Source organism: Janthinobacterium sp. HH102 (genome assembly GCF_001758625.2).
Classification (GTDB): Bacteria; Pseudomonadota; Gammaproteobacteria; order Burkholderiales; family Burkholderiaceae_D; genus Janthinobacterium.
On record NZ_CP062062.1, the window covers coordinates 1,649,623 to 1,671,395 of the forward strand.

The 21,773-nt window shown below is 65.1% G+C and carries 16 protein-coding genes; 10 read left to right on the plus strand and 6 right to left on the minus strand.

Features of this window, described 5'->3' with window-relative positions; genetic code table 11:
* Positions 1-2: 2 nt before the first annotated feature.
* The 4 genes from tssI to JAB4_RS07425 all read right to left on the minus strand — a co-directional run bounded on the left by tssI (position 3) and on the right by JAB4_RS07425 (position 5,986).
* On the minus strand, positions 3-2,144 hold the full coding sequence (gene tssI, locus JAB4_RS07410) for a type VI secretion system tip protein TssI/VgrG (RefSeq protein ID WP_070218157.1): 2,142 nt from the start codon (positions 2,142-2,144) through the stop codon (positions 3-5).
* A gap of 78 nt (positions 2,145-2,222) precedes the next feature.
* The gene (gene tssG, locus JAB4_RS07415; protein WP_070218156.1) at positions 2,223-3,263 is read right to left on the minus strand and encodes a type VI secretion system baseplate subunit TssG; all 1,041 of its coding nucleotides are present in this window, start codon (positions 3,261-3,263) and stop codon (positions 2,223-2,225) included.
* Positions 3,227-5,068 (minus strand): type VI secretion system baseplate subunit TssF, encoded by a 1,842-nt coding sequence (gene tssF, locus JAB4_RS07420; protein ID WP_070218155.1) that lies wholly within the window; start codon positions 5,066-5,068, stop codon positions 3,227-3,229. Before tssF ends, tssG begins: the two co-directional genes overlap by 37 nt.
* Before the next feature lie 78 nt (positions 5,069-5,146).
* Positions 5,147-5,986 (minus strand): outer envelope protein, encoded by an 840-nt coding sequence (locus JAB4_RS07425; RefSeq protein ID WP_227742111.1) that lies wholly within the window; start codon positions 5,984-5,986, stop codon positions 5,147-5,149.
* Positions 5,987-6,410: 424 nt separating this feature from the next.
* On the opposite strand from JAB4_RS07425, the gene JAB4_RS07430 reads away from it, so the two are divergent.
* The 6 genes from JAB4_RS07430 to JAB4_RS07455 all read left to right on the plus strand — a co-directional run bounded on the left by JAB4_RS07430 (position 6,411) and on the right by JAB4_RS07455 (position 13,729).
* Positions 6,411-7,925, plus strand: a complete 1,515-nt coding sequence (locus JAB4_RS07430) for an ABC transporter ATP-binding protein (protein ID WP_139143864.1) — start codon at positions 6,411-6,413, stop codon at positions 7,923-7,925.
* On the plus strand, positions 7,918-8,994 hold the full coding sequence (locus tag JAB4_RS07435) for an ABC transporter permease (RefSeq protein ID WP_070218152.1): 1,077 nt from the start codon (positions 7,918-7,920) through the stop codon (positions 8,992-8,994). Before JAB4_RS07430 ends, JAB4_RS07435 begins: the two co-directional genes overlap by 8 nt.
* Complete coding sequence (locus tag JAB4_RS07440) at positions 8,987-9,916, plus strand: ABC transporter permease (protein WP_070218151.1); 930 nt, start codon at positions 8,987-8,989, stop codon at positions 9,914-9,916. Before JAB4_RS07435 ends, JAB4_RS07440 begins: the two co-directional genes overlap by 8 nt.
* Positions 9,917-9,937: 21 nt before the next feature.
* Positions 9,938-11,023 carry a BMP family ABC transporter substrate-binding protein gene (locus tag JAB4_RS07445; RefSeq protein WP_070218150.1) on the plus strand — a complete coding sequence of 362 codons (1,086 nt, stop codon included), beginning with the start codon at positions 9,938-9,940 and terminating at the stop codon, positions 11,021-11,023.
* Positions 11,024-11,143: 120 nt separating this feature from the next.
* Complete coding sequence (locus tag JAB4_RS07450; protein ID WP_070218149.1) at positions 11,144-11,980, plus strand: HDOD domain-containing protein; 837 nt, start codon at positions 11,144-11,146, stop codon at positions 11,978-11,980.
* Between the two features lie 135 nt (positions 11,981-12,115).
* Positions 12,116-13,729 (plus strand): M28 family peptidase, encoded by a 1,614-nt coding sequence (locus JAB4_RS07455; RefSeq protein ID WP_070218148.1) that lies wholly within the window; start codon positions 12,116-12,118, stop codon positions 13,727-13,729.
* A gap of 170 nt (positions 13,730-13,899) precedes the next feature.
* Here the strand turns inward: JAB4_RS07455 and JAB4_RS07460 are convergent, their stop codons facing one another.
* Complete coding sequence (locus tag JAB4_RS07460; RefSeq protein WP_070218147.1) at positions 13,900-15,114, minus strand: MFS transporter; 1,215 nt, start codon at positions 15,112-15,114, stop codon at positions 13,900-13,902.
* Between the two features lie 171 nt (positions 15,115-15,285).
* Positions 15,286-16,284 (minus strand): LLM class flavin-dependent oxidoreductase, encoded by a 999-nt coding sequence (locus tag JAB4_RS07465; protein WP_070218146.1) that lies wholly within the window; start codon positions 16,282-16,284, stop codon positions 15,286-15,288.
* A 261-nt stretch (positions 16,285-16,545) separates the two neighbouring features.
* Here JAB4_RS07465 and galT point away from each other — a divergent pair, with 261 nt between their 5' ends.
* The 4 genes from galT to JAB4_RS07485 all read left to right on the plus strand — a co-directional run bounded on the left by galT (position 16,546) and on the right by JAB4_RS07485 (position 21,730).
* Positions 16,546-17,649 carry a galactose-1-phosphate uridylyltransferase gene (gene galT / locus JAB4_RS07470; RefSeq protein WP_070218145.1) on the plus strand — a complete coding sequence of 368 codons (1,104 nt, stop codon included), beginning with the start codon at positions 16,546-16,548 and terminating at the stop codon, positions 17,647-17,649.
* Positions 17,646-18,752 carry a M24 family metallopeptidase gene (locus JAB4_RS07475; RefSeq protein ID WP_070218144.1) on the plus strand — a complete coding sequence of 369 codons (1,107 nt, stop codon included), beginning with the start codon at positions 17,646-17,648 and terminating at the stop codon, positions 18,750-18,752. Before galT ends, JAB4_RS07475 begins: the two co-directional genes overlap by 4 nt.
* On the plus strand, positions 18,749-19,816 hold the full coding sequence (gene galK / locus JAB4_RS07480; protein WP_070218143.1) for a galactokinase: 1,068 nt from the start codon (positions 18,749-18,751) through the stop codon (positions 19,814-19,816). Before JAB4_RS07475 ends, galK begins: the two co-directional genes overlap by 4 nt.
* Before the next feature lie 66 nt (positions 19,817-19,882).
* On the plus strand, positions 19,883-21,730 hold the full coding sequence (locus JAB4_RS07485; RefSeq protein WP_306798468.1) for a glycoside hydrolase family 2 TIM barrel-domain containing protein: 1,848 nt from the start codon (positions 19,883-19,885) through the stop codon (positions 21,728-21,730).
* Positions 21,731-21,773: the final 43 nt, after the last annotated feature.

Here is a 21,773-nt window from a genome sequence, read left to right on the forward strand (position 1 = left end):
CGTCAGCCCGGATTATTGTCGATGTCGTCGCCGTGAATCTGCACCTTGGACCTGCCGCGGATGATGATTTCATCGGCAACCAGTTCAATGCGTCCCGGCGTGATGGTGATGCTGGACGTGCCCACCGTCATCGTGTGCGAATCGGTGGCCGTGAGTGTGCTGTCGGCGCCGACGATGACGCTTTTCGCCAGGCCGATCTGCTCCGCCTGCGCCAGCACCACGGTGGTGTTCATGGCGCCGATGACGGTGGTCTGGTAGGCGGCGCCGATGGTCAGCACCTTGGCCAGGCCGATCGTTTCGTCCTTGGCCAGGGTCACCCGTTCCGAGCGGTGGCCGTCGATTTGCACCTGCTCGTTGCCGCCCACGTGTTCGCGGCGGTTGTCGCCGATGTCGATGTGTTCGTCGTGGTCCACACGCTCCCTGCGGTTGTTGTGCACGGTGATGTCTTCATCGTGGTCCACCGTCTCCGTGCGGTCGCGCTTGACGTGCACGGTTTCATCGCGGTCGACGGTTTTGCGCCGGTCGTTGCCGACCCAGTGCGATTCGTCATGCTCGACTTCGATGCGCTGGTCCTTTTCCGCATGCAGCCACAGCTCTTCCGCATCCTTGCGGTCTTCGAAGCGCAGGGCGTTGGCGTGCGCGGCGGAACCTTTTTTTGACGAGCGGCTCAGCATGCCACTTTGCGTCTTGTTGGCCGGTAGCTCCCATGGCGGCATGTTGCGCGCGTTGTAGACGCAGCCGATGATGATGGGCATGGCGACGTTACCGTCGAGAAATTGGACGGCCACTTCCATGCCCACCCGGGGCAGGCTGATGTGGCCGAAATTCGGGCCGGCCCAGTTCGATATCACCCGTATCCAGGGTGAACTCTTGTCGTCGAAGGTACCGAGTCGGTCCCAGTGGAATTGCACCTTTACCCGTCCGTAACCATCCGTGTGGATTTCCTCGCCGGGCGGCCCGACCACGGTGGCCGTCTGCACGCCGTAGATCTTCGGTTCGCGGCTATGGAAGTTGCGGCCGGGGCGCCAGGGGATGTCACGGGCGATGCAGGTGAATGTGTTGCTGTAGTGAGAGGTGGCGCCGTGTCCCTGCTGATAGTTGTTGCTGGCGTAGTGGTGCACGGACAGGATCAGGTATTCGCTGGCTGCGCTGTCGAAATGCCCGCCCAGGGTGAACCAGCGTCCCGGTTGCGCCGTGCGGTCGTTGCCCTGCGCCTCGAACAGCTGGCCCTGGGCATCGCGCTCTTCCATGCGGCGCTGGGCCAGTTGCTCGCCATCATCGATGTTTTTAAAACCGTAGCTGCCCGTGTTTTCATACACTTCCAGGGCGGGCACGGCGCCTTGCCGGTTCAATGAGTCGCGGCTGGCGCGGGCGCTGCGCGGATTCTTGAAATTGAAGCTGGCTACCGTCATTTGGCTTGGGGCCATGCGCCGCATCGTGCTCCATTGATGCACGCCATCGTCTTCCAGGGAACCGGCCTGGTGCTGGAAGGGCATTTCGCTCAGATCGCCATCGATGGGCTTGCCGGTGGTGCTGTCGTCGGACAGCCACAAGGTGTGGCCGTCAACGCGGTGTTCGTAGCGGTAGTGCCATCCCAGCTGCTCCCAGTGGCGGTGCAGCAGGTTGTGGTCGCTCTCGTTGTGCTGGCATGTATAGGTGATGGCGGGGTCCAGGCCGCTGGCGGCCAGCTTGTAGTCGCGCATCAGGTAGTCATCGAAGACCTTGTCCGTCAGCGCCGCCACCGTCAAGCCGTGGAAGGCGACATTGTTTTGCCGCAAGTGCAGGTGCGACAGCCATGGTTCCAGCACCATTTCATAGAAAGCAAAACCGCCGTCCGTGCGCAGGAAGCGGAATTCGAACACATAGCCATTGAAGTAGCGCAAGGTGCCGTCTTCGCGCACCAGTTCGATGGTCACCATCTTGCCCATCACTTTGTCGAGGGCGATGCAGGCGTCGTCGGACAATACTTCCACCACATAGGAAAAATCGCGCGACAGGCTTTCGCTGGCGGCCAGGCTGTTGGCCAGGAACTGGACGCCAGCAGGGCCGTCGCCATGCGGAAAGTGCAGGCGCAGCAGGCGCTGGCCCTGCATGTCGCCCATTAATGCCGTCCATGCCGCCGTCGTATCGGGGAACTGGCTCATCGTGCATCGCTTCACGTTAGGAATCGTTGGCCGACTGTAGCAATAGCGAACACAAGCGTTTTTGCGCGGCAACAAGATTCAATCGTTGAGTGAGGGCATCAATTGCATGTCGTAATGCATGTCATCGCGGTGGCGCGGCGTTGTTGCATCGCCGAGGAAACTGTTGCGGCCGAGGCCAGCTTGCCCGGTGGCCGTCAACGCCATTCCCCGCACATCGCTGGCGCGCAGTACCAGCACGATGTCGTAGCGCACGAGCGGCTGGCGGAACAGCATCAGCATGTGCCGCAGCGCCGCGCTGGCCGGGGCGCGCGGCAGGAAGCCGGCGTGCTGTTCCGCGGTGAGCGGGCCGAGGCGCAGGCGCACGGCCAGGTCGGGCCGGCGGCAGCGCTCGCCGACGGTGGCGCGCTGGCCCAGCACGGCGTTTGCCATGCCCAGCGCCGTTTGTTCGCGCGGCGCCAGCACGTCCATGGCGCCCGTCGCCTCGTCGATATGGCAGGGCACGCCGAAGTGGTCGGCGAGAATGCGCGCCATGACGACGGACGAGATGTTGCGCTGCTGGAGCAAGCCGCTGTACAGGCCGGCGGCGGCCTCGTCCTGGCTTGGGCGGCATGCGGCCAGGGCCAGCAGGCGCGTCAGGAAGTCCCCGCTGTGGCCGGCTTGCTCGATGCGGTATTTTTGCCAGGCCTGGTAAAACAGGACGACGGTGCGGCTGGAAAACAGGTCGAGAAAAGCGCGCGGGCTATTCTCGCGTTCGCTGTACTGGTGCGCGGCAATGCGCTCAGAGTAGTGGCTGGGCAAGCTGCCCTGACAACCCAGCAGGCCCATGAAGGTGGGCGTGATGTGGATATGGTGTACATGACCCGACAGCAGCGCTTGCAGCAAGGCATCGGCATCGGCGATGCCGCTTGTCGTGAGCGTCTCGACCTGGCTGGCTGGAAAGCGCGGCGAGACGCTATTGTCGAAGCGCATGACCTTCGCCAGCGCCGCGTGTTCATCGATGCCGTGTTCGGCCAGCCAGGCCAGCAGCAGGCGCAGCGCCTGGAAGCACTCGAAGCGCTGCGGCGCGTCGAGCAACTGCTGGATCACGCTGGCGTGGCGTCGGCGCTGCGTTCTGGGCATCGTAGGATTTCCTCGCCGCTGCGATGGGACAGCAGCGTCAGTTGGCTAAAGCAGTTGAGCTGGCTGTTCAGGGCGAAGTAGCGCTGCAGCACCTGCGCGAAGATGTACACGCTGCTGCCGACAAACGCTTGCTCGTCAATGCCCAGGCGGATGGCGATGCCGGGCATCAGGGTGGGAAACGGTACGGTTGGCATCCACGCGCGCGTGCTGCCGTGCTCGAGCGTGACGATGCCCTGGATCAGCCGTTGCGTGGTGGGCGAGCGGGGCAGGTCGTACAGGCTCAGCATTTTCTGGAAGTCGCCCAGGCCAGCCTGCGTCAGGCTCGAGTAATTGAGCGACAGGTGCGCGATCAGGCGCCAGTGCGTGTCCGCCGGGAAACGCATGCTGGGCGTGGGCTTGCGCAGGAAGCGCGCGGGGATGCCGTCGGGCACGTCCTCGGCCAGCAGGTCGCCGCTGGGCAAGCCGTAGTGCAGTTGCGTGGGCAAGTCGCGGTTGCTGCACAGCAGCTGCGTCGAAATGGTGGCGCAGGCGGCGCTGCCCGGCGAAAACTGCGGGTCGATCAGGCTCAGGCGCATTTCATGGCCGGGGCTGACGTCCGCCACGGCTTCGTCGCGGCGCGCCAGCCAATACTGTCCCTGCTCTGCCTGAGAACCCTGCAGCGATGCATACAGCGGCAAGAAGGTGCTCAGACGCTCGCCGGCCTCGTCCTTGCGCACCAGGGTGACGGTCTCGATGCTGTGGATGTCGTAGGCAAACGCATGCGTGGCATCGGCCACCAGCGCGTAGTCGGGCTCCGTGTGCGTGAGGCGGATCGGCACGCCGGACTTGGCAAACAGGTTGACGACGGGCGTGCAGCCGGGCAGCAGGTTGTCGCGGCTGACGCCGGACAGGAGCCGCGCCTCGTGGCTGTCGCTGCGCACGCCTTTGAGCGGCAGGTGCAAGGTGAACTGGCGGCACTGTTTCGGCAGCAAGGCGGCCAGCAGGGACCAGGCGACATCGATGAAATGGAATTTTTCCGGGAAGGCGAAATACTCGGTCAGCAGGCGTAGGGCCGGGTGCGAGCGGGCGGAAACGGGGATCAGCGCATCGTCGTCGGCATAGCCGGCCGGCGCCAGCGGCGTGCCGTCGACGGCCAGCCACGGACTGTGTTCGTCCAGCGCCACATACGCGCCCGTGCCGCGCAGGAACAGGGCGTCAAGCAGGGCCGCGCGCACGGACGGTTCGCCATCGGCAAACAGGCGCAGGCTGGACAAGCCGGCCTGGTCCAGGTGGTAGTTGTCGCTGCTGCTGGTGAACTGAATGCTGAGCAGGGCGCTGGCACTGGCGGGCAGGCGCAGGCCGGGCGGCGCGTCGATGAGCGGCGAAAAATGCAGGCGAGAAATAGCCAGCGGCGCCAGGGTCACGTCATACGCGCTGGTAAATTTGCAAGCCACGCCCTGCACCGGCTGCGAGCGCAGCACGGTGCCGCGCGCCACATGCGCCACCTGGGACAGCTGGCCGCCGCCTGGCGCTTCGTCTGCCGCGATGCGCACGATGGAGCATGAGGGAAACGGCCGCAGATAGTGCGGGTATAAAGTTTCCAGCAGAGAATTGGTGAATTGCGGATAGGCGTCGTCGAGGCGCTTGGCGACTCTGGCCGTGAGCAGGGCGACGGACTGGATCAGGCGCTCGACGTGCGGGTCTTCGCACGTCTCGCCGGCGATCAGCAGGCGCCCGGCCGCCTTCGGATAGCGGCTGGAAAACTCGCGCGTGTACTGGCGGAACAGGCCCAGCTCACGCTCATAATACGGCAGCAGTTGTTCCACGGTCGCGCTCTCCGCCAGCAGGAAAGCTTCATGCTGGCATCAGGCGCGACGGTGGGTGTTGATACGTGACAATGATTCTTAGAAATGGTATTCCGCGCGTATCATCGGCGTCTTCGCCGTCTGGCCCACGTTGCCCGTGGTGGCGGGCGAGTTGCCGAACTTGTTCTTCCAGTACTGGTATTCGAGGCCCACGCGGAAGGTGTTCTTGGCGCTGCCCAGGGCCGCGCCCACGTCGTACATCACTTGCATGTCGATATTCGTTTCCACGGCCGTGTCGCGCCCCACTTCATCCTTGCCTTTGGAATCGATGAGGTTGAAGAAACCTTCGAACGAGAACAGCGGCGACAAGGGGATGGCCCAGGCGCCCGTCAGCATGGCGTGCGTTTTATACGTGTAGCGGCCCGTCACTTGCGAGATGGGCGGGAAGGCGCCGCTGGGGGCATTGCTTTCGCGCAGCAACAGCAGGCTGGTGTTGAAGAAGCCGGGCACGTCCCACATCAGCGTGGGGCCGGCCACCAGCATGCGCTTGCGCGAGTTGTAGCCGACGTCATTCTTCGTGTTGACGTCGAAGCCCAGGGTCACGCCGACGCCGCGCACGGGGCCGAACTTGATGTCGCTGCCGCGCACCTTGCCGATGTCGATGGTGTTGCGGTACACCAGGTAGGCCTCTTGCGCGCCGGACGTTTTACCGAGTGCGCCGGGGTCCTTGCTGTCGGACATCAGGAAGTCCAGGTTGACGAAGTTGCTGCCGTATTTGTAGCCGCTGGCGTGCGTGATGGCAAAGATGTTTTTCTTGATGTCGTCCGGGTTGAACGGCTCGCGGTAGTCATTGCCGGCGCGCCAGCTCAGCGCGGTATCGCTCCATTCGGCAGCCTGGGCGGTCGCGCCCACGCCGAGGGTGGTAGTGAGGCAGAGCAACAGACAAGGTAGGTTTTTTGGCACTTTCGGCTCCTGATGGCGGTGTTGGAAAACGGGAACTGGGATGGCTGGGCGCAGGGGGGAACCCACTGGCGCGCATGTCGCGCTGCGGTGTGGCATTGCGCGCCGTTCAATCCATGATGCGAGAAGCGCCGCGCTGGGCGATATGTCTTATCTGCATACTTACTATCAGTTCTTGCATATAATCATCGCACCTTCTCAGCCTTGCGGGGCAAGGCGGCCGCTGTAAAGCTGATAATTTTTTTCAAAATTGTATACAGGTGTTGTTTTTTTGTGGAAATAGAAATGCGCGCCGCCACACCATCCCCCAAGCGCCGCGGATGCCGATACGATAGAGACAAGAGCTTGAATTTTTCCACCGGCGACCATGCCGGCGACCCCGCAGCGAGGCATGAAAAAAACAATGACGGCACGCCTGGAATTACACGACATCAGCAAGCGCTATCCGGCCGTGGTGGCCAATGACGGCATCGACCTCACCGTCGCGCCCGGACAAATTCACGCCGTGCTCGGCGAAAACGGCGCCGGCAAATCGACCTTGATGAAAATCATCTACGGCGCTGTGCAGCCCGATGGCGGGCGCATCGTGTGGAATGGCCGCGAGGTCGAGATCGCCAACCCGTCGGCCGCGCGCGCGCTGGGCATCGCCATGGTGTTCCAGCACTTTTCGCTGTTCGATACCTTGACGGTCACGGAAAACATCGCCCTCGGCTTGCCCGCCGGCACCAACATGGCGGAGCTGGCCCAGCGCATCGAAGACACAGCGCGCCAGTACGGCCTGGACCTGGAACCGCAGCGCCACGTGCACACGCTTTCCGTCGGCGAATGCCAGCGCGTGGAAATCGTGCGTGCCTTGCTGGCCAAGCCGCAACTGCTGATCCTCGATGAGCCGACGTCCGTGCTGACGCCGGGCGCCGTGGAAAAGCTGTTCGCTACCCTGCGCCTGCTGGCGGCCGAAGGCTGCAGCATCCTGTACATCAGCCACAAGCTCGACGAGATCCGCGCCCTGTGCCATACGTGCACTGTGGTGCGCGCCGGCAAGAACGCGGGCGTGTGCGATCCCTCGCAAGAGTCGGCGGCCAGCCTGTCGCGCATGATGATCGGCGCGGAGCCGCCCGCCGTCACGCGCGTCGCGCGCACGCCCGGCGCCGCCATGTTGAGCGTGCGCAATCTGCATTTGCCGAAGAGCCACCCGTTCGCCACGCAATTGATCGACATCCATTTCGACGTGCGCGCGGGCGAGATTGTCGGCATCGCTGGCGTGTCCGGCAATGGCCAGCAGGAATTGCTGGCCGCCCTGTCGGGCGAGGACCTGCGCGCGGCTCCGGCCAGCATCGTGCTGAACGGCACGCCTGCCGGCCGCTTGCCGCCGGGCCGCCGGCGCGCCCTCGGTTTCGGCTTCGTGCCGGAAGAACGGCTGGGGCGCGGCGCCGTGCCCGACATGGGGCTGGCCGACAACGTCTTATTGAGCTTGCAGACCCCCGCCACCATCCGCCACGGCTTCCTGCGCCGTGGCGCGATCGCGCAGCGGGCAGCCGCCATCATTGCCCGCTTCCAGGTGAAGGCAGGCGGGCCGCAGGCGCTGGCGCGCAGCTTGTCTGGAGGCAACTTGCAGAAATACATAGTCGGACGCGAAGTCATGCGCGAACCCACGGTGCTGGTGGTGGCGCAGCCGACCTGGGGCGTGGACGTGGGCGCGGCCGCGCAAATCCGCGCCGAACTGCTGGCGCTGCGCGACGCTGGCTGTGCCTTGCTCATCGTGTCGGAGGAACTCGATGAGTTGTTCGACATCAGCGACCGCCTGCTGGTGATGGCAAAAGGAAAGATTTCACCGTCGCTGGACGTGGGCGAGGCCAGCGTGGATCTCGTTGGGCAATGGATGAGCGGGCTGTGGCCGCAGGAGGCTGCCCATGGCTAAGTTTGCCTTGCGCCTGGAAGCCCGTCCTGCACCGTCGCGCCTCATGTCGTGGCTGTCGCCCGTGCTGGCCGTGCTGTTGACCGTGCTGTGCGGCGCCTTGCTGTTTATCGCGCTGGGCCATGACCCGCTGGCGGGCCTGGCCGTCTTCTTCGTCGAACCTTTGCGCGACGCGCATGGCTGGTCCGAGCTGGGTATCAAGGTGGCGCCTTTGCTGCTGATCGCCGTCGGCCTGGCCATCTGCTTTCGCGCCAACATCTATAACATCGGCGCGGAAGGGCAGCTGACCCTGGGCGCCATCTGCGGCGGCGCGGCCGCCTTGTACCTCGATGACGGCGTGGGCGGCGCGGCCCTCATCGGCATTTCCCTGCTGGCCGGCATGGCGGGCGGCATGGCGTGGGCGGGCCTGGTGGCGTGGCTGCGCGACCGCTACAATGCCAGCGAAATCCTCGTCTCGCTGATGCTCGTCTACATCGCGCAATTGCTGCTCAGCTATCTCGTGTATGGCGTGCTGCGCGACCCGGAAGGGTTCAATTTTCCCCAGTCGAAACTGCTGTCCGACGGCTTGCTGTTGCCGATGGTGATCAGCGACACACGCTTGCACGTGGGAATCGTGTTTGCCTTGCTGGCCTCGCTGGGCGGCTGGCTGTATCTGTCGCGCAGCATTGCCGGTTTCCGCCTGCGCGTGGGCGGCATGGCGCCGGCCGCCGCCCGCTATGCGGGCTTTTCCTCGCGTAAGACCTTGTGGTCGTCCTTGCTGATCTGTGGCGCCCTGTCGGGCCTGGCGGGCGCCTGCGAAGTGCTGGGACCGATGGGGCAGCTCACGCCCACGGTCTCGCCCGGCTACGGCTTTGCCGCCATCATCGTCGCCTTCGTGGGGCGGCTGCATCCGGTCGGCGTACTCTTTTCCAGCTTCGTCATGGCCCTGTTCTATATCGGCGGCGAACTGGCGCAGTCGCGCCTCGGTTTGCCCAGTGCGATTACGGGCGTGTTCCAGGGCATCCTGCTGTTCGCCTTGCTCGCCTGCGACGTGCTGATCCAATACAAACTGCGCTGGAGAAAACATGGATAACCTGGCCCTGACGATAGCGCCCTTGATCGCCGCCAGCATCAATGCGGGCACGCCGCTGATGCTCGCCGCGCTCGGTTTATTGGTGAATGAAAAGGCGGGCGTGGTGAACCTGGGCGCGGAAGGCATGATGCTGGTGTCGGCCATCACGGGCTTTGCCGTGGCCGTCAACACGGGCAGCCCCACCCTGGGCTTTCTGGCGGGGGCGGGCGCCAGCATGGTCCTGTCGGGCTTCTTTGCCTGGCTGACCGTGTGGCTGGGCACGAACCAGTACGCGACGGGTCTGGCTTTATCGCTGTTCGGCGCGGGCGCGTCCACGTACATCGGCCTGAAGTATGTGGGCAACAGCCTGCAGAACGGCCGCTTCGGCATCCCTTTATTGGAAGACATTCCCGTGCTGGGGCCGGCCCTGTTCCGCCAGCATCCGATGGTGTATCTGTCGCTCTTGCTGTGCGTGGCCATCGCGTGGTTTCTGTACCGCACGCGGGCAGGATTGGTGCTGCGCGCCGTGGGCGAGTCGCCAGCGTCCGCGCATGCGCTCGGCTATCCCGTGCGGCGCATCCGCCTGGCGGCCGTGCTGTTCGGCGGCGCCTGCTGCGGCCTGGCCGGCGCGTTTTTGTCGCTCGTGTACACGCCGCTGTGGGTCGAGGGCATGGTGGCGGGACGGGGCTGGATCGCGCTCGCGCTGACCACCTTTGCCACCTGGCGCCCCGCGCGCGTGGTGGGCGGCGCCTATTTGTTCGGCGGCATCACGATATTGACGTTCCACGCGCAGGCGCTGGGCGTGCCCGTCGCGTCGCAGCTGCTGTCGATGCTGCCGTATCTGGCAGCCATCTTTGTGCTCGTGCTCATTTCCAGCAATGCCAATTACATCAAGCTCAACATGCCCGCTTCGCTGGGGAAAAATTTCAATCCCGGAAATTAATCACTCACCACAAGGAAAACCATGTCCAAGAAATTACTATGCGCCGCCGTTTGCAGTGCCACGCTGATGTCCGCCATGCCTGCCATGGCCGCCGCGCCGGCCGCCGCTCCATTGAATGTCGGTTTTGTTTACATCAGCCCCATCGGCGACGCGGGCTGGACCACCCAGCACGACCAGGCCCGCAAGGAGATGGAAAAGGCGCTGGGCAACAAGATCAGCACCAGGTTTGTGGAAAACGTGCCGGAGAGCGCCGATGCGGAGCGCGTGATCCGCGACCTGGCGCAAACGGGCAGCAAGCTGGTCATCACGACTTCGTTCGGCTACATGAATCCCACCTTGAAAGTGGCGAAACAATTTCCTAATGTGAAGTTCATTCATTTGACGGGATACAAGACGGCCGTCAACGTGGCCAACACGAATGCCCGTTTCTACGAAGGCCGCTATCTGGCTGGCGTATTGGCGGGCAAGATGAGCAAGACCCACGTGGCCGGCTACGTGGCGGCATTCCCCATCCCGGAAGTGTTGCAGGGAGTTAACGCCTTCACGCGCGGCATGCGTAGCGTCGATCCGAAGGCGGAAGTGAAAGTGGTGTGGGTCAATAGCTGGTTCGACCCGGGCAAGGAACGCGACGCGGCCATCACCCTGATCGGCCAGGGCGCCGACGTAGTCACCCACCACACGGACTCGACCGCTGTGGTGCAGGCGGCGGAAGAGAAGGGCAAGTATGCGATCGCCTACCACTCGGACATGAAAAAGTACGGGCCGAAGGCGCAGCTGGCCGCCGTCACCCACCATTGGGGCGACTACTACACGAAGCAGGCGCAGGCCGTGCTGGACGGCACGTGGAAGTCCAGCAGCACCTGGGGCGGCATCAAGGATGGCATGGTCAAGCTGGAAGGCATCAATGCGGCCGTGCCCGCCGACGTGAAACAGTTTGTATTGGCGCGCGAGAAAGACTTGGTTGCTGGTAAGCTCAATCCTTTCAGCGCGCCGATCAAGGATAACGATGGCAAGGTGCGCCTGGACAAAGGCGTGCTCGACGATGCGGCGCTGACGAAGATGGATTATTTTGTCGAAGGCGTGGCAGGGAAAGTTTCCGGAAAGTAATAGGGTTGCGTATAAACTTGCTGTAATATTGCCGGAAACGGGAGCAGGGCCGGGGATACATGCGCGTTCCCGGCCCACCCACACAGCAGAGCCTAATAGGCCCGTACCGGAGATTGACCCATGGACAGACTGGAAGTATTCAAGATTATCGCGTTGCAAGCGAGCAAGGGTGAGCTGACGTTCCCCGCCAACGTCAAGGCCACCTTGAAGCTGCAGGAAGCGCTGGACGACCCCGATTGCCATATCGAAGCGGCCGCCCGCATGGTCATGGCCGAGCCGCTGCTGTCGGCGCGGGTCGTGGCATTGGCCAACTCGGCCGCCTACAACCGTTCCGGCAATGAAATTGCCAATGTGCGCGCAGCCGTTTCGCGCCTGGGCTTTGCCACCTTGAAATCGATGGTGGCGTCCGTCATCGTGCGCCAGCTGGGCAGCCAGATCACGGACCCGCAATTGCGCGCCAAGGCGGCCAGGCTGTGGGAACATACGGCCCACGTGGCCGCGCTGAGCCAGGTGATCGCCCGGAAAGTCACGCACGTGGACGTGGAAACGGCCATGTTTGCCGCCATCGTGCACGAGGTGGGCGGCTTTTATCTGCTGTCGCGCGCCGAGGAATATCCGGGCCTGCTCGACGACAATACCGAAGACTGGATCGAATACGGCGAAAAGCTGATCGGCCGCGGCGTGCTGCGCCAGCTGCAAGTGCCGGACATGGTCTTGCAGGCCGTGGAAGGCATGTGGCACGGCGGCAGCACGTTCCCGCCCCGCACCCTGGGCGCGACCCTGGTGCTGGCCAACGATCTGTCGCCCGTCGGCTCGCCCCTGCACCCGCCGGAAAGCGCCGCGCGGCGCCAGGCGGCGGCGAAGATCGACTTCGGCATCGGCGGCAGCACTCTGCACACGATACTCGAGGAATCGGCCGAAGAGATCGAATCGCTGGCGGCCGCCTTGCTCGTGTAATTTACTCGGCCATGACATCCCCGCCTTGCCGCGGGGATTTTTTTCGTCCGCATTTTGCCGCGCCTGCCCCATGGCATACAATCGCCGGCCCGGCCATCCGCCGGACTGAATGTCTCCTCTTATCCAAAGGATCTTATGCAGAAGCTGTTTTCTTCCCTGGCCTTGACTGCGCTGGCGTTTTCCGCCCAGGCCGCTACCGGTTTGCCCGTGGTGCAGGAAGCGCCCTTGCGCGCCCACCTGGCCTTCCTGTCCAACGATTTGCTTGAAGGCCGGGGCACGGGCCAGCGCGGCGCCGACTTGACGGTGGCGTACCTGGAAACCCAGGCGCAGATGGCCGGACTGCAACCCGTGCGCGGCAACAGCTACCGCCAGAGCGTGCGGATCGCCGGCGTGAAGTCGCTGCCTGCCGAGAGCAGCCTGCAGGCGGTGGCCGGCGGCAAGGCCGTGCCGCTGGCGTTCGGCCCCGACTGGGTCTGGGCCACGGGCGACTCCGTTGCCGCCCACACCTTCGACGCGCCGCTCGTCTTCGTCGGCTACGGCATCACGGCGCCGGAAGAGGGCTGGAATGATTTCAAGAGCGTCGATGTCAAAAACAAGATCGTCGTCATGATGGTCAACGACCCGCAGCCGACTGCGCTTGATCCGAACCGCTTTGCCGGCAAGGCGCTGACCTATTACGGCCGCTGGACCTATAAATTCGAGGAAGCCAGGCGCCAGGGCGCGGCGGGCGTATTGCTGATCCACACGAAACCATCGGCCTCGTACCACTGGAGCGTCGTGCAGAACAGCTGGAGCGGCAGCGAACGCTTCCAGTTGGCCGATCGCACTGCCGGTACGCCCCTGCAGGGCTGGATCGCGGAAGACGCGGCGCGCCGGCTGTTTGCGGCGGGCGGCCAGGACCTGGACGCCTTGCGCGCCAAGGCGGAAAGCAAGGATTTCCAGGCCGTCGCCTTGAACGCCAAGCTGTCGGGCGAGATGAAGTCCATCGTGCGCAAGGTGGAGCAATTCAATATCGCCGGCATGGTGCCGGGCACCGACCCGACATTGAAAGATGAAGCCGTCATCTACAGCGGCCACTGGGATCATCTGGGCAAGCAAGGTGACTCTGGCGACACGATTTACAACGGCGCCGTCGACAACGCTTCCGGCATTGCCGGCTTGCTGGCCATGGCGCAGGAAGCGGTGAAAAAGCCGGCGAAGCGCACGCAGATCTTCCTGTGGGTGGCGGCCGAAGAGCAGGGGCTATTGGGCAGCGCCGCCTACGCGGCCGATCCGCTGTGGCCGCTGGACAAGACGGCCGCCGCGCTGAACCTCGACAGCCTGAACTTCGTCGGCGCCACGCATGACATCGGCGCGCAGGGCAGCGAGCGCACGGAGCTGGGGGCGATGGCCGCCACGGTGGCGAAAGCCATGGGCATGCACATTGCGGCTGCGCGTCCCGACCTGGCCGGCGGCTATTTCCGCAGCGACCATTTCAGCTTTGCCAAGGCGGGCGTACCCGCGTTTTCCATCAATGGCGGACGCGAGTACATCAAGGACGTGGCCGCGTCGAAAGCCAAGGCGGCCGCCTACGGCCCCCGCTACCATCAGGTGACCGATGAGTACGACGCCAGCTGGGATCTGTCCGGCATGACGCAGCAGGCGCAATTCACCTTGAACCTGGGGCAAGCCGTGGCGAATGCGGCCAGAATGCCGGCCTGGAAGGCGGGCGATGCGTTTGGCAAGGCGCGCGGGCCGGCCGCGAAATAAGACGTGGTCTGTGCAAACAACGTTGTCGGATTACGCGCGGCCTCGCCGCGCCTCGGCGGTCCCGCTAATCCGACCTACGCCTGTTCGCTTGGAGCAAGTGCGTAGGTCGGGTTAGCGCGCCAGCGCGTAACCCGACAACATTGTTTGCGCCGCAGCCCCGCAGCGCCGGATCAAGCCGCCCGTTCCAGCCTGCGCTGCGTATGCCGGTACTTGCTCCACACGATCAGCAGCAACAGCGGCATGGCGCCGCCGACCATGCACAGGGCGGGCCAGCCGCCAGCGGCGAAGCTGGCGCTGGCCAGCGCGGAGCCAGCCGAGGCGCCGATGAAGCCGCCCGCGATGAAGACAGTGGTGACCCGCGCCCGCGCATGCGGAGCCAGTTTATAGATGATGGACTGGTGCGTCACTTGCAAACCCATCACGCCCATGTCCAGCAGCACGATACCGATCAACAGCAGCGCCAGCGAATGGGCGCCGAAGCCGATCAGGGCCCAGCCCGCGATCGAGGCGACGGCCAGCAGCCACGTGGCCTGGCGCGCATAGCCGCGGTCGGCCATGCGGCCCGCCGTGTTGGCGGCAAAGGCGCCTGTGGCGCCCGCCAGGCCGAACAGGCCGATCTGCATTTCCGAATAGTGGTACGGCGCGCCGCTGAGCAGGAAGGTCAGGCCCGTCCAGAACACGCTGAAGGTGCCCAGGCCCAGGCCCGAGAACAGGGCGCGCTGGCGCAGCAACGGTTCCTGGCGGATGATGTCGGCCAGGGAAGCCATCAGCTTGCCGTACTGCAGCGTGCCACGCGGCGCTTCGTTCGGCAGGATGCGGCGCAGCATGACGAGCAGGGCGGCCACGACGATGGCGGCCAGCACGTAGACGGTGCGCCAGCCACCGCTGATCTGCGACACGGTACCGGAGACGGTACGCGCCAGCAAGATGCCCAATAATAAACCCGTCATGACGGTGCCCACCATGCGGCCCCGGCTGTGGTCGGGCGCATACGAAGCCACCATGGCCGTGACCACCATCAAGGCGCTGGCCGTGATCCCCATCAAGACGCTGGCGACGGCAAAGACGATGATGTTCTGGCTGGTGGCGGCCAGCAACAGGGCACCGATCTTGGCAATCAGCATCCACGTCAGCAACTGGCGGCGGTTCAGTACGTCACTGAGGGGGACCAAAAACACGATGCCCAGCACATAGCCGATCTGCGTGGCCGTGACCAGGTAGCCCGCTTGCGGCACGCTCACGCCAAACGAGGCGGCCAGCATGGACGTGAGCGGCTGCACATAGTACAGACTGGCGACGAGCACGCCGGCGGACAGGGCGAACAACAGGATGCGGGTGGAGCTCAGCAGGGTGCTGGCGTCGACATTCGATGGTGCGGATTTCATGCGGTACAACTTTCTTGGAATGATGCTTTTGGATGAGCATGATAGCGGGGCTGCGCATTTCTTGCCGGGCGCGGCCGATTTTGTGACTGGACGCGAGCAAAAAAATCCCGGCGATCGTTGCCGACGGCCGGGAAAAGGGTATTTGGGGAAATACCGAGGAAGACAGTGAAGTTACTGCGCGCGCGCCAGCTCCGCATGCACTTGCGCCGTGATTTCATACGAGCGCAGGCGGTGCTGGTGCTCGAAGATTTGCGAGGTGATCATCAGTTCGTCGGCGCCCGTTTCGGCGATGAAGGCGGCCATTTTCGCCTTCACCGTGTCCGGCGCGCCGATGGCCGTGCAGGACAGGACGGAATCGAGCATGGCGCGTTCCTGCGGGCCCAGTTGCTCCAGGTAGCCGGGCACGGGCGGTTGCAGACGGGACGGGCGGCCCGTGCGCAGGTTGACGAATGCCTGTTGCATCGACGTGGCGCGCAAGTGCGCCTCGGCATCCGTGTCGGCGGCGAAGACGTTAAAGCCCAGCATCACGTACGGTTTTGCCAATTGCTTCGACGGCTTGAAGTGTTCGCGGTAATAGGCCACGGCTTGCATCATCATTTGCGGCGCGAAGTGCGAGGCGAACGCATACGGCAAGCCCAGGTGGGCGGCCAGCTGGGCGCCGAACAGGCTCGACCCGAGTATCCATACAGGCACTTTCGCGCCCTTGCCGGGCACGGCCAGCACGCGCTGGCGCGGCTCGTCGGACATATAGTCGATCAATTCCAGCACGTCCTGCGGAAACTGTTCCGCGTCGGACTGCAGGTCGCGGCGCAGGGCGCGCGCCGTCGTCTGGTCGGAGCCGGGCGCGCGGCCCAGGCCCAGGTCGATGCGGCCCGGGTGCAGCGCTTCCAGGGTGCCGAACTGTTCCGCGATGACCAGCGGCGAGTGGTTCGGCAGCATCACGCCGCCCGCGCCCACGCGGATGGTCTTGGTGCCGGCCGCCACATGGGCGATGACGACGGCCGTGGCGGCGCTGGCGATGCCGGGCATGCCGTGGTGTTCGGCCAGCCAGTAGCGGTTGTAGCCCCAGCGTTCGCCGTGCTGCGCCAGGTCCAGCGTGTTCTTGAACGACTGGCTGGCGTTGCTGCCTTCGGCGATGGGCGCGAGGTCGAGTATGGAAAATGGAATCATGGTAGCGATATCGGGACGTGGTGGAAAATCACAATGGACGATTTGTCTATCCCCTGACGACAATAGGGTCGGCCTTGAAAGCGGCAGGGATGACAGGCTGTGCACATGATAATGCGAATCGGGAATTTGCGTACTGATCGGTAAAAAACTCGTCACGACGGGAAACCGGTGTTGAGCAAACCTGGTAAATATTTGCAGACTGTGGAACTTTTGTTGCCAGTGCCAGTCTTAAGAATTCGCGTCTTAAGATTGTGAAACATCATGTATTGCAAGCAACTTGCCAAGCCCGACGGGCGCCAGCTGAGCCTGTACAGCCGGCGTCCCATCGTCGTCGCCGGCGTTGCACCGAGTCCCTTCCCCGAGCCGCAGGAGGCCAATCCGCACTTGCGCTGGCATCCCTTGCGCGGCGAATGGGTGGCGTATGCGGCTTACCGCCAGGGCCGCCCCTTCCTGCCGCCGGCCCGGTACAACCCGCTGGCGCCCACGCGCGATGCCGCGCAGCCGACGGAATTGCCTGCCGGCGACTACGATATCGCCGTCTTCGACAACCGCTTTCCCACCCTGGCGCCGCATGCCCATGATCCGCCCGACTTGACGGTCGCCACGGCGCCCGCCCGCGGCCATTGCGAAGTGGTGGTGTTCGCGCAGGATGCCGGCGCCTCGCTGGGCACGCTGGCGCCCGGCCACATCGCCTTGTTGCTGCAGGTGTGGGGGGAGCGCACGGCACAGCTGGCCAGCCGGCCAGGCATCGCGTACGTGCTGCCGTTCGAGAACCGCGGCGCGGAAGTGGGCGTGACCCTGCACCATCCGCATGGCCAGATCTATGCCTACCCCTTTGTGCCGCCCGTGCCGGCGCGCATGCTGGAGCAGGAACACGCATATTTCGCCAGCCATGGCCAGGCCCTGCTGGTGGACATGGCGCGGCGCGAAGCCGATGGCGGCGCGCGCCTGCTGTACCTGGGACCGGAGGCGATCGCCTTTGTGCCCGCCTGCGCCCGCTATCCGTATGAAGCGTGGGTGATGCCGCTGCAGCAGACGGACAGCTTCGCGGCCTTGTCGGCATTGCAGCGCGACGACCTGGCGCGCGCCCTCAAGACCGTGCTGCTGAAATACGACGGCTTGTGGCAGCGCGCCATGCCTTATCTGATGGCCTGGTACCAGGCGCCGCCGGACGGCCGCGCGCATCCGGAAACGCAGCTGCACGCACAGTTTTATCCGCCGTACCGCACGCGCGAACGGCTCAAATATCTGGCCGGCACCGAGCTGGCCGCCGGCATGTACGCCATGGATGCCCTGCCCGAGGAATCGGCGCGGCAGCTGCAGCAAGTGCGCGTGGCATGGGAAATGGCAGAGGAAATCGCATGAACTGGAATGTCGAACTGGAAATTGCGCACAAACTGGCGCAGATGCGTGGCTGGCTGGAACAGGAAAAGGCCGGCGCGTTGCGCCTGCGCGGCGTGGACTGGTTCGCCTGGGCCACGGCCGGCGCGTCGGGCAGCACCTGCCAGACGGCCGAGTGCGGCTGTGCAGAGGTGCTCGTCACGCGCGATGCGGCCTACATCCTGACCGATGCGGCCGAGGCGCAGCGGCTGCGCCAGGAAGAGGTGCGCGGCTGCTGGACCTGGCAAGTGACGCCGTGGATGCAGCCCCGGCTGGCCGAATTGCGCGAGCATTTCGTGCAGCATGCGGCGCAGGGGAGGCCCGTGCTGTGCGACCGGCCCGGGCTGCACGAGCGCTGCCTGCCCGTCGCCCTGCGCGAGGAGCGCTTGCCCTTGCTGGCGCCGGAACAGGCGCGCTACCGCGAAGTGGGGCGGCTGGCCTCCGCTGCCGCCAGCGAGGCGCTGCGCGCCGCGCGGCCCGATTGGAGCGAGCAGGAGCTGGCCGGCGCCTGCGCCCGCGCCCTGTGGTCGCGCGGCCTGCATGCCGTGTACGTGCTGGCGGCCGGCGCCGAGCGCTTCGAGCGCTACCGGCGCGCGCCGCCCGCTGCGTCGCCGCTGGGCGAACGGGCCGTGCTGGCGCTGTGCGCGCAAGGTTTCGGCCTGTGCGCCAGCCTGAGCCGCCAGCGCCGTTTCCGTCCCGCGCGCGACGGCATCGGCGAAGCCGACGCGGCCATCCTGGCGCTCGAAGCGGTGGCGCTCGATGCCTGCGTGGCGGGGCATGCGCTGAGCATGGTGTATCACGCGCTCGATAGCGCCTATGCCTATGCGGGCCAGCCCGATACGGTGCAGGAATTCCGGCAGGGCGGCATCGCCGGCTACCGCGCGCCCGAGGTGGCCGCCGGCGCGCATACGGAAATCGCCCTGAAGGACGGCATGGCCGTGGCCTTCCATCCCAGCCTGCCCGGCAGCATGGTGGAAGACACTTTCCTGCTCAGCGGCGGGCGCCTGCACAACCTGACTTGCGATCCCGACTGGCCGGCGGCAACGGTGCAGGGACGGCGGCGTCCGCTGACCCTGGAAGTGCAATGATCACCCCCGACGCGTATTTCGGCGCCGTCCCCGTGGTGGCGGCCTCGGCGCCCGGACGGGTCAACCTGCTGGGCGAGCATACGGACTACAACGATGGCTACATGCTGCCGTGCGCCACGCCGCAGCGCACGCGGGTGATGCTGGCGCTGGCCGCCGACGGGCACCACCAGTTCTATTCCGCCACCCTTGACGAACTCGTGCGTTTCGAGCGCCAGAGCGCCGCACCGCCCGGCTTTGGCCGCTACCTGGAAGGCTGCATACGCCTGCTCGAGGAGCGCGGCGTCGCGGTGCCGGCCGTGCGCGGCCATATCGATTCGGACGTGCCGCCGGGCGCCGGCCTGTCGAGCAGCGCCGCGCTGGAGATCGCCATGCTGCGCGCGCTGCGCCAGTTGCTGGGACTGCAGATCGATGACGTGTCGCTGGCGCTGATGGGGCAGCAGGCGGAAATCCGCTACGCGCAGGTCAATTGCGGCGTGATGGACCAAATGGCATGCAGTCTGGCCGACGAACATCACATGCTGCTGCTCGACGCACGCACCCTGCGCCATGAACTGCTGGCGCTGCCCCATGACAGCGAGGTGCTGGTCATCGACAGCGGCGTGCCGCGCACTCTGGCCGGCAGCGCCTACAACGTGCGGCGCGCCGAGTGCGAACAGGCGGCGCGCCTGCTGGGCGTGGCGGCACTGCGCGACGTGCGCGAGCCCTCCGTGGTGGAAGGCTTGCCCGAGCCGTACCGCCGCCGCGCGCGCCACGTGGTCAGCGAAAACCTGCGCGTGCTGCAGGCTTGCGGCCAGCATGGTCCCGTGCGCTTCGGCCAGCTGATGGCGCAGTCGCACGCCAGCCTGCGCGACGATTACGAGGTGTCGCTGCCGGTGCTCGATGCGCTGGTGGCGCTGCTGTCGGCGCAGTCGGCCGTGTACGGCGCGCGCCTGACGGGCGCCGGTTTTGGCGGCGCTTGCGTGGCCCTGTGCCGCAAGCAATGCGCGGCCAGCGCGGGGCGTACGGTGGTACAGCGCTTTAACGCTTTGGGACGCCACGCACGCATGCTGGTTCCGCTCGACTGAGCATGGTTTGATCCTGCTCATGCATCACCGCCCAAGCCCCATACGGCGGAACTTGCCCCATGCCGCATGCATCCAATTGGCATGCTCGATGACCATCTCTCCCCACCCCATACGAATGACGGCCTGGCCGGTACTGCCCTGCCTGGCGCGGGCGGCTTTGCCTATCCCCGTCCGCAGATGGTGCGCGAGAACTGGCAATCGCTGAACGGCGCCTGGCGTTTCACCTTCGACAATGAACGGCGCTACCGCCTGCCCGACGGCGGCATCGGCTGGACGCACGAGATCATCGTGCCGTTTCCGCCGGAATCGCAGGCCAGCGGCGTGGGCGACCGCGGTTTTCACCGCGTATGCTGGTATCAGCGCGACTTCCTGCTGCAGCCGGGCGGACCCTGCGTGCTGCTGCATTTCGGCGCCGTCGACTACCATGCCAAGGTCTGGCTGAACGGTCACGTGGTGGCCGAGCATGAGGGAGGCCACACGCCGTTTGTCGCCAACATCAGCCATGCCCTGCTGGCCGACGGGCCGCAGGTGCTGACGGTGCGCGTCGAGGACGATCCGCACGACCTGGCCAAGCCGCGCGGCAAGCAGGACTGGCAACTGCTGCCCCATTCCATCTGGTATCCGCGCACCACAGGCATCTGGCAAAGCGTGTGGATCGAGCGCGTGGCCACCACCTACATCGGCAAGCTGCGCTGGACGCCCGTGTTCGAGGGCTATGAAATCGGCTGCGACGTGTTCGCCATGGGCGAGCTGCACGACGATCTCATCGTGGGCGTGCGCATCTGGCATGGCGACAATCTGCTGGCCGACGACCAGTACAAGCTGATCGAAAACGAAGCGAGCCGCAAGATCGCCCTGTCCGATCCCGGCATCGACGATTCGCGCAACGAACTGCTGTGGAGCCCGGAGCGGCCCATCCTGCTCGATGCCGAAGTCACGCTGCGGCATGGCGACGCCTTGCTCGACACGGTCAGGTCGTACACGGCGCTGCGCTCGGTGGCGATCAACCGCGACCGCTTCATGCTCAATGGCCGGCCGTATCCGCTGCGCCTGGTGCTGGACCAGGGTTACTGGCCCGACACCCTGCTGGCGGCGCCTTCCGATGCGGCCTTGCGGCACGACGTGGAACTGGCCAAGGCCATGGGTTTCAACGGCGTGCGCAAGCACCAGAAGATCGAGGACCCGCGCTACCTGTACTGGGCCGACCGCCTGGGCTTGCTGGTGTGGGAAGAAATGCCGTCCACTTACCGTTTTTCCGGCAAGGCCATCACGCGCATGGTGCGCGAATGGACGGACGTGATCGAACGCGACTACAGCCACCCGTGTATTCTCGTCTGGGTGCCGTTCAACGAATCGTGGGGCGTGCCCAACCTGACGGCCATCCAGGCCCACCGCAACGCCGTCGAGGCGCTGTACCACCTGACGCGCACGCTCGATCCCACGCGGCCCGTGATCGGCAACGACGGCTGGGAAGCGTCGGCCACCGACATCCTCGGCATCCACGACTACGACTGCGATCCGGAACGCCTGCAGGCGCGCTATGCGATCAGCGATTCGGCCCGCACCACCTTGTTCGACCAGCGCCGCCCGGGCGGACGCATCCTCACGCTCGACGGTTTTCCGCACCGGGGCCAGCCCATCGTCCTCACGGAATTTGGCGGCATCGCCTTTGACCGGGAGCAGGGGGAAACCGATACCTGGGGCTATGCGCGCGTCGGGAACGAGGCGGCCTTCCTCGACCTGTACCGGCGCCTGATGACGGTCGTCAATACGGCGCAAATGTTCAGCGGCTTTTGCTACACGCAGTTCGCCGACACGTTCCAGGAAACCAATGGCCTGCTGACGGCGGACCGAACGCCGAAGGCCGCGCTGGAACTGCTCAGCGCGGCCACCCGCAATATCCGGCTCAATTGAACGCAAGCCGGGCCTGACAAGTTTCATCTGGTCCCTACATTAA